This window comes from uncultured Roseibium sp., assembly GCF_947494555.1.
Classification (GTDB): Bacteria; Pseudomonadota; Alphaproteobacteria; order Rhizobiales; family Stappiaceae; genus Roseibium.
The window spans coordinates 893287-907687 of the sequence record NZ_CANLVF010000003.1 but is presented as its reverse complement, the minus strand read 5'-3'; the positions used below and the strand labels follow the sequence as shown (position 1 = coordinate 907687).

Annotated in this window: 10 protein-coding genes and 1 pseudogene; 10 read left to right on the top strand and 1 reads right to left on the bottom strand. The window is 54.1% G+C overall.

Features of this window, described 5'->3' with window-relative positions; all coding sequences use genetic code 11:
• The 3 genes and pseudogenes from Q0915_RS18885 to Q0915_RS18875 form a co-directional block, all read left to right on the top strand.
• Positions 1–2355 (top strand): annotated as a pseudogene (locus tag Q0915_RS18885) (hypothetical protein); the annotation flags it as partial.
• A 592-nt stretch (positions 2356–2947) separates the two neighbouring features.
• Positions 2948–3874 carry a DMT family transporter gene (locus Q0915_RS18880; RefSeq protein WP_299477007.1) on the top strand — a complete coding sequence of 309 codons (927 nt, stop codon included), beginning with the start codon at positions 2948–2950 and terminating at the stop codon, positions 3872–3874.
• Positions 3875–4216: 342 nt separating this feature from the next.
• Complete coding sequence (locus Q0915_RS18875; protein WP_298987165.1) at positions 4217–4849, top strand: tyrosine-type recombinase/integrase; 633 nt, start codon at positions 4217–4219, stop codon at positions 4847–4849.
• A 233-nt stretch (positions 4850–5082) separates the two neighbouring features.
• Here Q0915_RS18875 and Q0915_RS18870 read toward each other — a convergent pair whose 3' ends face one another.
• Positions 5083–5406 (bottom strand): potassium channel family protein, encoded by a 324-nt coding sequence (locus Q0915_RS18870; protein WP_299477002.1) that lies wholly within the window; start codon positions 5404–5406, stop codon positions 5083–5085.
• Between the two features lie 469 nt (positions 5407–5875).
• Between Q0915_RS18870 and Q0915_RS18865 the strand changes: the two genes are divergently transcribed.
• From Q0915_RS18865 to Q0915_RS18835, 7 genes are all read left to right on the top strand, one after another.
• Positions 5876–6823 (top strand): hypothetical protein, encoded by a 948-nt coding sequence (locus Q0915_RS18865; RefSeq protein WP_299476999.1) that lies wholly within the window; start codon positions 5876–5878, stop codon positions 6821–6823.
• Between the two features lie 11 nt (positions 6824–6834).
• Positions 6835–8379, top strand: coding sequence for an amidohydrolase family protein (locus tag Q0915_RS18860; RefSeq protein WP_299476996.1), 1545 nt, complete (start codon positions 6835–6837; stop codon positions 8377–8379).
• 91 nt (positions 8380–8470) lie between these two features.
• On the top strand, positions 8471–10051 hold the full coding sequence (locus Q0915_RS18855; RefSeq protein ID WP_299476993.1) for a hydrolase: 1581 nt from the start codon (positions 8471–8473) through the stop codon (positions 10049–10051).
• Position 10052: 1 nt separating this feature from the next.
• Positions 10053–10841 (top strand): DUF3299 domain-containing protein, encoded by a 789-nt coding sequence (locus Q0915_RS18850; RefSeq protein WP_299476990.1) that lies wholly within the window; start codon positions 10053–10055, stop codon positions 10839–10841.
• 94 nt (positions 10842–10935) lie between these two features.
• Positions 10936–12291 (top strand): amidohydrolase family protein, encoded by a 1356-nt coding sequence (locus Q0915_RS18845; protein WP_299476987.1) that lies wholly within the window; start codon positions 10936–10938, stop codon positions 12289–12291.
• A gap of 42 nt (positions 12292–12333) precedes the next feature.
• Complete coding sequence (locus Q0915_RS18840; protein WP_299476984.1) at positions 12334–13998, top strand: hydrolase; 1665 nt, start codon at positions 12334–12336, stop codon at positions 13996–13998.
• The gene (locus Q0915_RS18835; RefSeq protein WP_299476979.1) at positions 13995–14372 is read left to right on the top strand and encodes a hypothetical protein; all 378 of its coding nucleotides are present in this window, start codon (positions 13995–13997) and stop codon (positions 14370–14372) included. The genes Q0915_RS18840 and Q0915_RS18835 overlap by 4 nt, the downstream gene beginning before the upstream one ends.
• Positions 14373–14401 lie beyond the last annotated feature (29 nt).

Here is a 14401-nt window from a genome sequence, read left to right as displayed (position 1 = left end):
ATGCCGTCGCCGAAATGCGGTACAGACGTGCCGGAAGACAATGATCTGATTGCTGTGCATCCCCTGCCGCTCGGCCCTGTTCCGGCCTCCAAGGACAGCAACGGCCTGATCGCCGTGCAGCCACTTCAGCCAGGGTCTGCCCCGGCCTCGACTGAATTCCAGTCGATAATGCTGTCGTCAACTGCAATGAGCTCTTCTGAGAGTTTCTATTCCGACAGTCAATGGACGAGGCTGCAAACACTCGGACTGGACACACTGGCGGGCTATGCCCTGGATGGTGGACCAACCGTAAGTGGCCGGTGGGGAGATGGTGACTTCACTGCGATGGCCAAAGAGAAACTGCTGGTCGGCACGGACTGGCATCAGACGGGTCTTGCATTCTACGACAAAATGGAACTGCGCTCAGCCGGCCTGCTTGTTACCGACGCCGATCAGCTGACGATCGATGCTGAAAGTCTGATTGACCCGGTTTATTCCAATGGCGGCAAGAACGGCTGGCATCATCTGAAAACACATTACCTCTACACCGCGATCGACGCGAGCAACGCCGAAGACTATGTCACCTACCAGGGCGTGACCAAAAACCATTGGCAGGGCAATACAAGCGCGACCGGAAAGAGTTACGATTTTCACAACATCTTCAAAGGTGGTGACTTTGGAAATGACATCACCGGCGGCAACTACGGTGATACTCTGATCGGTGGTGAAGGAAATGATACCATCAACGGAGTTGGCGGCGACAACATCATCTATGGTGTCGGTGGCGACAACCGGATTGACGGCGGCAGCGGCTCATCGACAATTTTCGGCGGGACCGGAGATGATTTCATTGTTACCGGCAAGGGCAGCAACACAGTTGTGCTCGGCAACGGTAACAATTGGGTCGTTGTCGATCAAAACAACCTCGACGGAACGACGAACTCCAACAAGATAATGCTCGGCTCTGGCACTGATACTGTTGTCATAGGAAACATTCCACCTTCGGAAACCACTGTGACGTCGTCCATGTCCGAATGGCAGATGGGCCTGGTTACGGATACCACCATCGACACCACCTCTAACTTCTTCGGTTGGGCGATAGAAGAACTGGGCGCAACCAATCCGCTTTGGGGCATGATGCTCACGGCCGGAACAGACCTTATCAGCACGTTGGTGGGAGGCACCCCATCGCAGGTCGTCGAGACCACGGACTATCCCGTGTTCGAGGCAACGGAAATTTATGATTTCAACCCGTTGACGGACAGGCTGTTGCTACCGATGAACGCGGAAGGCAGTACCAACCTTGCCGTGAAAGTCGAAGCGGACGGCCATGATCTGACCATCTATGACTACAACTCGAATACTGTGCTTGCCTATGTCGACTTTGCCTCGGCGGCAGAGATTTTCGGTACCTCGGGTTCGCTGAGCTCGATCGAAAAGAAAGCTTTCGGGGAAGCGTTATTGTCGAGCGTGCTTATCATGGATTCCGACGGTCTGACCGTTGGTAGCGGTGACGCAACCAATGATTTCAGTGTAGATGCGTCTGACATCGCTTCCATCGGCTCCTTCTCTGACGACATTGGTGCGGGACGCTACATGTTCCTTGGCGCCTGGAACGGGAACCACATGTTCGGCGACTCCACGTACAAAACCTACATGGGGACCGAACACAACGATGTCCTGTTCAGTTTTGACGTAACTGGTGACTCGATCAACGCCGCGACAGGCGGTGGTGCGAAGTTCTACGGGTTCTCAGGCAACAACTTATTCGCCACGGGAACTGGCCACAACCTGGTGTTTGGTGGAACGGGTGAGGACACGGTCACTTATCAATATGCGTTCGGCGCCATCAATGCCGACATGACGGTACTGTCGATTGACCCAGATAACCCGTCGCATGGCACCCATTTCACGGTTACCCAGGACCTGGAAGGATTTCACGAGGACTATCTCTGGGACGTCCAGAACCTCATTGGTTCTGAATTCGGGGACACGATCATTGGTAGCGACGAGGACAATACGCTCGTTTCGACAGGTGGTTCCAACACCTGGACAGGTACCGGTGGGTCAAACACTTTTGTCCTGAACGGCGGTTCCGCACACATCACAGACTTCAGCGCCGGAGCCGACACGATCGTGATCGACGAACTGTCCTATGCCGATAGCTCATCGAATGTTGATTACGGCGCCACCCTGACGTGGATCGAAGGGGAGAACGACTGGACTCTCTTTGACAACTACAACAGTGAAACCCTGGCTGTTCTCGACAAGAATGACAATTTTGACCAGCCGACCGAGATCACGCTGATCACCAACGACAATGGCGAGTGGGTCTATACTCCGGAGACCTATACTTATATCGATCTCGTCGCCTAACACGGCAACCCAAACAAAAACACCTGACACCCGGTCTATCAAAGAAGCCGGGTGTCAGGTCTCTTCGATGTGAACGGGATATTTTGCCCCGAGCCGTGACACATAATCTTGGCAAACAAGTCCCATTCGCAAAAGACAAGACCTGTGGACAAGTTTCCGAACGATCACAACGACCTGAATGTTACGTTGGTATTGATGTCGTTTACTCGGCCGTAAAACTGATTCCTCCGACTTTCATAACTCCTGTTAACCCGACTTGGTTTTTGTTTCTTTGAAGTTATTGAAGACTCTAATCTGGTCGCGGCCCGTAAAATTACTGTATCTATTTCATTGAAATAGATACCCGCTCAGGAGAAGCTGCGCTGGAGTGCGACGGCTGATGATCAGCATCTGATATGTGCCCTTTCTCAGCAAGTTTCACTGAACCAGCCCCTCGTTCAAAAAGAAGTTAACTCGGTCAGTGTCGGCAACTCTCCTCTGTCATCTATTTCCGGTTGCCGAGCTCCGGTTTCCGGAAAAACACGCCCTTTCACAAAACCCTGCATACGCTTTAGCGCTTTGCGCCCTGAGCAGGCTATGTTCTCCTGACGTGATGGAAAACAACAAGATTGTCCTGGCGTATCTTGCACTGCTTCTGGCCATGCTTGTCAGTGCCGGAAATTTTTTGTTTGGCAACCTGGCGGTAAATGAGGTCCCGCCGGTTGTGCTGGCTTTTTGGCGCTGCCTGATCGCCACCATTTGCGTGGTGCCATTCGTTCTCAAAAGGCAGGGCAACCCATGGCGCTATTTTCGCGGTAACAGTCTTCGCATAACGGTACTTGCAATCGTGGGCGTGGTGTTCACGCCTTGGCTGGTCTATCTGGCACTGCGGTCGAACGATCTGATTGATCTTGGGGCCGGTTACACGAGCGTTCCACTCCTGACGATCCTGTTCTCCGCACTGCTGCTGCGCGAGCGGCTGCAAGGCGTGCAATATCTGGGTGTCGCGCTCGCACTTGCAGGCGCCCTGGTCTTTGCCTTCCGGGGCAGCCTGTCCAACGTTGCCGACTTCAATCCGCATCTGGCTTTCCTGTTGATGATCGCGTCCAATACCTTCCGTGGTCTCTATCTTGTGCTGCTCAAGAAATGGGATTTACATCCCAAACCTGAAGAGGGTCTGTTTGTGCTTCTCGTCATTGGGACCCTTGTTCTATCGCCCGTCTTTATTGCCTACGAGGCCAGTACGCCAACACCGTTCGACTACTCCTGGCAAGTTTGGGGTTCAATCCTCTTCGTCGGGGTTGGCATGGGTGCGCTCTATCTCCATCTGCTCAACTTCGGCACAAACGAAATTAGCGCATCGGCATCCTCGCTGTTTTCCTATCTCGTGCCAATATTTGTAGCCGCGGAGTCCGTCGCCATATTGGGTGCGGAGATCCACATCTATCAATGCGTTGGCGCATTGCTGATTGTCAGCGGCGTCCTGGTCGCAACGCGACAGCGGTTCAAGAAAACGCCTATGGACCATGCACCGCATTGATCGGCCTGATTGCAGGATATCCCAGGCTCTTTCTATTGTCGCAATCAAGTTCCTTTGGAGAGTGGATCTACTGACTCTCGCTGCTATTGAAATCGTCAACTATCTTCGGCGGCGGCGTCGACGTGATCAAAACTCAATTGAATGGAAACTTTGACGCGCCGAGCCGCAGCAAGGAAAACTCCATGCAAATTGATGGAAAGGGCCGGAACCGTTTGCTTACGAGCTACATTTGCATGTCCGCTCTTACCTGGGGATCTCCAAACACCAGACAGTCCGCTCACGGCCCCTACGTTGAGCTCACGTGTTCTCCAGATGACCAATGTTGGTCAAAGGAGAGAAGAAATGGGTACTGCACAATTTGATCCGAATGCATTGGGGCGCCCAGCTTGGAATGCCGGCCGAAAGGTCGGCGTCAAGAAACCGTTGAAACAACGTCAGATCTGGGCGATCCGCTTCTTCCTCGATCGCGAGGGACGCATGAGAGATCGTGCGTTGTTTGATCTTGCGATCGACAGCAAACTGCGCGGTTGCGATCTCGTGAAGATGAAGATTGGAACGCTCGTCACTGGGACCGAAATCCGATCCCGAGCGATGGTCGTTCAGCAAAAGACCGGACGTCCGGTTCAATTCGAAATAACTCCAGATGTGAGGGCGAGTTTGCTCGCGTGGCTCGAACGGCGCGGCGGATCGATCGATGACTATGCGTTCCCCAGCAGAGTTGACCATACCGATCATTTGAGCACTCGCCAGTATGCCCGCCTGGTGGACGAATGGGTGACCGCGATCGGACTGCGACGCGAAGACTACGGCACCCACTCGCTTCGACGCACCAAGGCCGCGATGATCTACAAGGCGACCGGCAACCTTCGCGCCATACAAATCCTTTTGGGGCATACAAAGATCGAAAACACGGTCAGGTATCTGGGCGTGGACATCGAAGATGCCCTGGAGTTAGCGGAACATACTGAGATTTGAAAACGTGCGGCCCTGCACACTGCGGGACCGCGCACAACATGGTAACTTCCTAATTGCAGAAGGCCGCCATCCGGCAGCTTCGCGCCCCCATTCCGGTCGTTCACCACTTCTCAATTAGCCCCTTAAAGCGGCCGTTTGCAGGAGGCTGTGGTTCGACATGCTAGCGAGATCACCTAAACGAAGAAAACATTCATACATTTTCGATCAAGGATTTTTCTTCTCCAGCAGAGCAATTACTTCGTATCCCGTATCAGCGCGCGGGCGAACTGGGCAAACAGGGCAACGAATACGCCGACCCCCGCGAATATATAGATGACAGTAAAGAGTTTTCCGAGGTCGGTTTGAGGGATCAAATCGCCATAGCCAACAGTGGACAGGGTCACAGCACAAAAATACAGCGAGTCGACCCAGTTCCAGCCCTCCACACTGCTGTAAAATACAGTGCCCGACGCCAACATGAAAATGCACAGCAACAGGCCACCCTTGAAATGGGGATCTTTCCAGGAACGTGCGATCGCCTTCAACAAACGCAAGGCATTCAGAAAAAAGGCAAGCATGTTGGTCTCTCCGCACGTGATTGGTTCGGGGAAAATTCGCCCCGGACTTGCGCAATTGTCAATGCTCTGACTTCGGATTCGTGTGCCAAGATGGCGAATTACGGTCTCCAGCCTTGAAAGCCCAGGGAAGCAGTTCCAAGTACCTCAACAGCAGACGAGCACCGAGTTTTTGCCTTGAACATAAATGCTGTCCACCCTGCCAGGAGCGAAGCCGACTATCGCAGCCTCCAATGCGGGAAGGTTTTCCATGTGGTCACGCCAGCGATTAAAACCTTGAACAACCGGACTGCCCATACAGTCCAGGATCCTGTTCCTTGATTTCTCTCTTCTCGTGATGCCGCGATCAGAGACTATGAAACTGCATTATCGCCAAATTTACGAAAAAATACGTAATCATCTTCGACCCAAACACCCGTTTACAATCCGTGTTTTATGCCTCAACTTGAGTTTACGCTGGGGAAGAATCTGGATGTTGAAATTCAGGAATTTAATATTTTTTGCGGGTTTATGCGCATGTGCCTTCGCTACGGTCGCAACCGCTGACGAAATACCGAACGAGCGTGTCGGCTCAGCCTTCAATGCTGTCGACAATCCACACCAGATCGATACGGTCTCAGAACTGAAGACGGTCGCTGAAAAACCGCGCGAACTTTCGTCCGACGAGCTCGCCCAACAGCTGAACAATCCGAACTCCCCTCTCGCCACCCTGACCTTGCAGAACATAACGACGTTTTACAGCGGTAACTTGCCGGACGCTGACAATCAGGTCGGCAACACATTCCTGTTTCAGCCCGTGTTTCCCTTTCCGCTGACAGCTGACGGGACACGGAATTTCTACGTCCGGCCCGCCATCCCTTTCGCAACCAATCAGCCTGTGCCCAACTCGGCTGGAAACGGTTTCACGCAAGAAGTCTCTTTAGGAGATGTCGGATTTGACATTGCCGTCGGACAATCCTTCGACAGCGGATTGATCGTTGTCGGCGGGATGCAGGGCACAATTCCGACCTTCACGACCTTGTCGGGCGAACAATTGCGCCTCGGCCCCGAGGTAGCGATTGCCTATATGAACAAGGAAGGCCTTCTTGCTGCCTTTCCGCAACACCAATGGACCGTTGCCGGGTCCGGACCGGACTACTCCTCTACGACACTAGAACTCTTCGCAATGAAATTTCTTGGCGATGGCTGGACAGCCGGAACCAATCCGAAGATCAGTTACGATTGGGAAGCCGAGCAGTGGACCATTCCCGTCAACGCAACACTCCGCAAGGTTGTCAGACTGGGAAATACACCGGTGCAACTTTCTGCATCGTTCGACTACTATGTTGAGAAGAATGACAACTTTGGCCCGGACTTTGGCTTGACCTTCAAGATAACGCCGACCGTTCAAAACTTCATCTACAACGCATTCAAGAAGTAAGGACCTTACCAATGGTCAGGACAGTTGCACCGATTGCCTTTCTGCTGGCCAGCTGCTTGTCTGTGTCGGCGGCTGACATCGTCATCAACAACGGGCGTGTGATCGATCCGGAATCAGGGCTTGACGCGATCCGCAATGTCGCCATTGAAGATGGCAAGATCGTTGCGATCAGCGAGTTCCCGCTGGACGGCGAGACCATTGTCGACGCGACTGGTAAGGTCGTGTCACCCGGCTTTATCGATCTGCACGCCCATGGCCAGAACATCGGTGATTACCGCATGCAGGCGATGCAGGGTGTGACAACTGCCCTGGAACTGGAATCCGGCGTTCTGCCCATCGGGGAGTGGTATGCCAGCCAGGCCGGGAAGGACCTTCCGATAAACTACGGTGCCTCGGCGGCCTGGACCTTTGGACGGATCGCGACATTCACGGATACCGATCCGCTTTCGACCCCCGTCTATTTTCAGGAAGCACAGTCCCGGAATGACTGGAAATTCGATATCGCGGACACGGATCAAACCGCCCGCATCCTAGAATTTGTCGAAGAGGGTCTGCGCGAAGGTGCTTTGGGAATAGGGATAAATGCCGGCTACGCACCGGGATACGGCCAGAAGGAGTATTTCGCACTGGCCAAGCTCGCCGGAAAGTACGGAGCCGCAACCTTCACTCATGTTCGCTATGCCAGCAACCTTGAACCCCAAAGCTCGTTTGAGGCGGTCAAGGAACTGATTGCAAATGCGGCTTTGACAGGCACGCATATGCATCTCTGCCATATCAACAGCACCTCGTTGTCAGATATCCACTCGACACTGGAGCTCATTAACGATGCCAAAGCGAACGGTATCAACATCTCCATTGGCGCTTATCCGTATGGGGCGGCCAACACAGTGGTCGGTGCCGCGATGTTTTCCGGCGATGATTGGCGCGCGCGCATGTCGTCGACCGCGGAGAACTTCCAGCTCGGCAAAGACCGGATGACAGAAGAGGAGCTGGCCGACTACCAGGCCAACAAGCCGGGGACTTTTATCACGTGGCACTTTCTGGATGAAGACAAACCGTCCGATCTGTCGCTTTTGGATGCTTCCGTCCTGCATCCGGACATCCTGATTGAGTCTGATGCGGTATTCTGGTCGTATTTCAATGATGATGGCGGTATTTCCAATTATGAAGGGGATGCCTGGCCGCTACCGGGCAAGGTTTTCAGCCACCCGCGTTCAGCTGGAACATTCGTCAAGATTCTGCGGTCCTATGTGCGCGAACGCGGGCTGATGTCGCTTTCCGAGGCCATCCGGAAGATGTCGCTCATGCCGGCCCAAACGCTGGAAGCGTACGTGCCGCAAATGCGCAAAAAAGGACGGATCCAGATTGGTATGGACGCGGATATCGTGGTGTTCGATCCGGCCACCGTCACCGACAACGCGACATTCGAAAACGCCAACCAACCGGCGACCGGTGTTCAGACCGTTCTGGTTAACGGCAGTTTCTCGGTGCGCAACGGAGCCCTCGTTCTGAATGCGTCAAATGGACAACCCATTCGAAGAGCGACAGCACACTGAATGGATCCCTGGTGAGGTTAGCCAACTGAATTTCGAGAGCAAACAAATGTTTACATTACAAAGGCTTGCGGTGCTAGTGGGTGCGATTTCAATGCTGTCCTTTAGCGCCAAGGCTCAGGAGTTCGACCTCGTCATCAATAATGGCCGGGTGATGGACCCCGAAACCCTTTATGATAACGTGGCGAATGTCGGCATAAGTAATGGCCGCATCGTCGAGATCTCACAACGACCGCTTACAGGATCCGAAACAATTGACGCTACCGGGCATGTCGTGGCTCCGGGCTTTATCGATTCACATTTCCACTGGCAAGCTCCGATCGGCTATGCCCTTGGCCTGCGAGACGGGCTCACGAGCAGCATGGACATCGAAGAAGGGTGTGCCGGAACGATTATTGATCGTTGGTACAAAAGTCGTGACGGTGTGACACAGGCAAATTATGGCTGCGCCTCAAGCCACGAACAGGCACGGGCAATCGCGATTGACGGCTTCAAAGGCGACGATGTTTTGCTAAGAGGGCCTGCGGCAGCGCTCGAGACTCGAAAGAACTCTGGCTGGAGCCTGACCAAGGCCGACTTTGACAGCGGCAACGAGATCCTCCGAATTATCGACAAGGGATTGCAGCACGGTGCGCTTGGAGTCGGTAGCACTGTTGGGTACATGCGGGATGGTGTCACGACCCGGGAAATGTTCGAAGTCCAGAAAGTAGCTGCCAGATACGACCGCCATACAGCTGCTCACACACGCTTTACGCCTGATGATGCCACCCATGAGAACCTGGGAGCACAGGAAATTATTGCCAACGCTCTTGCGTTAGGGGCTCCTGCCACAATCAATCATTACAACAATCCGGGTTGGCGCCTTACCCACGAGTTGCTTCAACGGTTGCAGGACCAAGGCCATAACATCTGGGGAGAAATCTATCCCTATGCAGCCGGATCAACAGCATTGAATGCGGTCTTCATTAAACCCGAAAATTGGGTCGACAGACTTGGACACCGGTTCGAAGACACCTTGCAGGATCCGATCACGGGCGATTATTTCACCCACACTTCCTATGAAACCACATTGGAGAGTGACCCGACCAAGGAAATTCTTTTGTGGAAGATGCCCGCCGAAGATTCTGTCAAATGGCTAACACTCAAGGGCACGACGATGGCAAGTGATGCCATGTTCGCCGAGCCCGTGTTCGGGCCATGGAACACTCCCTTCGAAAGCCTGACCAATTCTCATCCGCGCCTTGCCGGAGCGCGCGGCATCACCCTGCGCCTTGGACGGGAGAATGACATCCCGCTCATGCAACTCTTGTCCATCCTGAGCTACAATGCCGCCAAACACCTGGGCGCGACGGGCCTTAAGGCCATGCAGGAACGTGGGCGGATGCAGGAAGAAATGGTTGCAGATATCGTTGTTTTCGACCCGGAAACCGTTACCGACAACGCAACATACGAACGGGGCGTCATCCCGTCGACCGGTTTCAAAGCTGTCATTGTGAATGGTCAGGTGACCGTGCGCGATGATGAACTTCTTGAAGTCTTTGCCGGCCAGCCCATACGTTTTGAACCGGAGGACAAACCACGATTCGAGATGGTGACGGAAGAGGCATGGGATCTCCGGTTCTCGACCGGCATGCCCGATGTTGCGCCAGGTATTCCTGCAAAGGGCGGGAACTGAAATGTCTGTGTTTTCATTTGAAGCTCCCGCTTTGAGGCATTTTATAGTCTGGGCGACCGCTTCTCTTCTTTCCGCCGGAATGGCGATCGCCGAGCCGCGCCAGATCACATTCTCCGAGCTTCCCGATCTTGAAAAGCAAAGTTTTGAAGATCCGTTTCGTGACATGGAGAACAAGGTCCTCGAAACATTGAGAACCGCTGTTCGACTGGAGGCCAGGCTTGCAAGTGGCGAAGTCACGGAGGACACCCGCCCAGACATAGAAAAACGGGCAACAGCAGCACGCAGGGCTGTAGAGGCTGCCGGATACGACGTGGAGGCTCTTTTATCGCTGAGATGGGTTGTTGCCGACCGCCGGAAGACCGCGACCCTGGCAACCAACCCGGACTTGGACGGCGCAGAGGTCTCCCTGACCGGTTACCTCATTCCCGCTGGCAAGAATGACGATGGATTTTCAACTGGCTATCTAGTCCCACAGATAGGGATGTGTAGCCATGTTCCACCGCCACCGCCCAATCAACTAGTGCAACTGAGCCTTCCGGAATTGGTGCAACAGAAATCGCTTTATGTGCCAGTCCGCGTCACTGGCGTGTTGCGCAATGTAGCCAGCGACACCCGGATATACATCCTCGATGGCCAGTCGAGAATGATAAGCCGATGGTCAATGAAGGTCGCCGAAGTGGATATTGCCCAGACTTGCACTTTGAACGGCGGGTATGAAAACGGACTGCGCAAGCGGGCGAACGTCTGCGTCAATTCATCGAAACGTTCTTTTGACTTGCGCTCTCAATGAAGTGTTCTATCGGTAAGGACACTTGGGCTTCGAATTACAACAGTGAGTTTCGTGTTCACAGCGGAAGCAGAAAAACCATACAGGGGTCCGGACGATGAATTCAATGAACCGCCGCCATTTTCTTTCTGGTATCGCCACCGGATCCCTCGCACTGGCTGCTCCCAATCGGCTTTTTGCCCAGACAAAGCCGCGCATCCTCATTCGCGGAGCGTCCATTTTTGACGGGCAATCCCCGGCCCTTGTGAACGGCATGGATGTGCTTGTTGAAAATAGTATAATCACGGCGATTGGTGAAAGCCTGTCAGCCGATGAAGCAGAAATAATCGACGCAGACGGCCGTGTCCTGACCCCCGGTATGACCGACGCGCACACCCACATCATGTGGAATGACACGATAGAAAATCTGATTTTTGGTTCACCTCATGAATACACCGGAGCGATGGCAGCGGAAAGCGCCCGACGGATGTTGTTGCGTGGCTTCACCACTATCCGTGACATGGGGGGGCCATCATTTGGGTTGAAGCGGGCGATCGACAGCGGAGTGGTTCCAGGACCACGCATCCTGCCATCGGGTTTTTTCATCTCGCAAACTTCCGGTCACGGAGACTTTGATCCACGGCTCAGTTATTTGTCGCCGCACTTTGCAGGTCAGTTGGACCCAGCTTACCTGCGAGGCTGGACCATAATTGCAGACGGTGTTCCGGAGGTGAAAAAGGCTGTTCGGGAAACTCTGCGCTACGGCGCGGCTCAAATCAAAATCATGGGATCCGGATCGATCACAGGTGCTCATGACCCGCTTGATGTGACCGAATACACGCCGGAGGAACTCTCCGCGATTGTGAAGGAGGCCGAGCACTGGGGAACTTATGCCACTATCCATGCCTATACGGATGTGGCGATTTACAATGCTCTTCAGGCGGGCGTCCGATCCATTGAGCATGGTCTCTTTGCTTCTGAAGAAACGATGCAAATGATGAAGGACAAGGACGTTTTCTATTCGACACAGTTTTTGTCGTTCAGTGTCGGACCAGAACAGGCTGGCATGACCGGCGATTCAGTGCCGAAATATCTTGAAGCGCAAGCGGGCGCAACCAACGGCTATGAACGCTCAAAAGCACTGGGACTCAAGATGTCCTTTGGAACTGACATTCTCGGAACGATCGATCTCGGGCCCTTTCAGAGCCAGGAATTTCTCGCAAGAACAAAATACTACGAGCCGGTTGAAATTTTGATCCAGGCGACTTCGCTGAATGCAGAATTGTTTGAGCGCAGCGGAAAGCGCCACCCTTACAAAGCCGGTCCACTTGGCCTGATAGAAGAAGGCGCATACGCAGACCTTCTGCTGGTGAACGGAAATCCTCTGGAGGATATCTCGCTCATGGCGAATCCTGACGAAGGATTGGGGATGATCATGAAGGGGGGCGTGGTGCACAAGAATACGCTTTCCTGAGATTGCATATTTGGAAGGTTTATCGCGGGAGGAGAACTTCTTTTGAAAACACTGGCCTCAAGCATTTGTGCCGCAGCTCTTTTGGTCAGTTGGCCAGTTGTGGCGCAGGAAACCTATGACCTTGTCATTCTCAACGGACAGGTCATGGATCCGGAAACCATGCTGGATGCGCAGCTGAATGTCGGTGTCAGGGACGGTCGGATAGCGATCATAACGGCCGACGACATTACCGGAGCGCGCACTCTCGACGCGACGGACCATGTCGTGACCGCTGGTTTTATCGACACGCATTTCCATGCGCTTGACGGATTGTCCTTGAAGATGGCAGCGCGGGACGGGGTCACCACTGGCATGGATCTCGAGATTGGCGCGATCAAGGTCGACGAGTGGTACAATGCCAAGGAAGGCGCCTGGCCGCTGAACTATGGCACCGGCATAAGCCATGAGGGCGTACGCCTTCAGGTCCACGACCCGGAAGTGGAGTTACCAGACTGGGCCGACGCCCCGGTTCTGTTGGGACAGTTGCGCGCTGATGGCTGTGCGGACGGTGTCTGTGGCTGGTCCAACACGCGCAGCGACCTTGAGCACCTCAATGAAGTTCTCTCGCTGATGGACGAGGCCTACAGGCAGGGCGCGCTCGGCTTCACTTCCACGGTCGGCTACATGACCAGCGGCGTGACAACCTTCGAGATGTACAAGGCCCAGGAACTTGCCGCCCGCTATGGCCGCCTGTCGACGGCGCATGTGCGCTTCCACGGCAACCCGGTCAACCCGGAAGCACAACTCGGCACTGATGAAATCCTGGCAAATGCCCTGGCGCTCGATGCGCCGCTGATTGTTCTCCACAACAACGACTACGGCTGGTGGGAGAACGAGGAGAAGCTGCAAAAGGCCCGCGCGCAAGGCTACAACGTCTGGTCCGAATATTACCCTTACGATGCGGCCTCAACGTCGATATCGTCCGAGTTCTTCCAACCGGAAATCTACAAGGGCGTCTTCGGCGCTGAATACGAAGACACCATGTACGATCCCATCGCCGACAAATTCCTGACGGAAGACGAATGGAAGCAGACTTCGGAAGAAGATCCCAGCCGTCTTGTTGTGGTGTTCAGTAAGGATCGGACCAAATGGCTGCCTTACTGGCTGCGTATGCCCCACATGACGGTTGCCTCCGACGCGATCTATTCCGGGAAAGGCGTTGATTCCTGGGATGTGCCTTACACAGAATATCAAGGCCACCCACGTACAGCCGGAACCCGCGCCAAAGTCCTTCGTCTCGCTCGGGAACAGGGTGTTCCCTTGATGTTTGCCCTTGCCCAGATGAACTACTGGCCAGCCATGCATCTCGGAAATACGGGGTTGGAAGCCATGCAGGAGCGTGGCCGGATGCAAGAAGGCATGATCGCCGACATTGCGATTTTCGATCCGGAAACCGTGACAGATAATGCAACCTACACGTCCGGTGAACAAGGCTTGCCAAGCACCGGAATTCCTTATGTCATCGTCAACGGTCAGGTTGTGGTTGACGATTCTGAATTCCAGAAGGTGTGGGCGGGCCAACCGATCCGCTTCGAGCTTCGCGACAGAGGTGAGTTCAAGCCGCTAAACGAGGAGGATTGGGTTCAGCAGTTTGCCATTTCGACGTTCACGGTGGATGGCTCTGGGGCAAACTCTGCGGGCGGGTCACCGCAGGAGGCCCAAAAATGACACTTAGAAGCGGCAGCAGCAATGGCGAGGTCGGTCTGCGACTATTGTTGCTCGGCCTGGGTTTGGGCGTGGTTTTTCTGGGGGCGATTTCGATGCCGGGTCCAGGTGCCGCCGAAGAGAGCAGTGATCCAAATCCGGCAACCGGCCAGACCAAGAGGCTCATTGCCTTTACAGAGTTTGCGCGGGCCACTGCAATCGACATCGAAGACATCCGGTCTGATCTCAGCGCTCACGAACCGGCAACGTCTGGAAGATTCGCACAGGCGGTCTTCTGTTCAATTCATCAGGTCTATGAAGTTCGCCCTGCGAGGTTTTCTCTTGGGGAAAGTGAACCTCGTGGCATACTTGACCAGCTTAAGCCGGCGAAACCGTGATTTTATTTGGCAACATCTGTGAAGGCGAC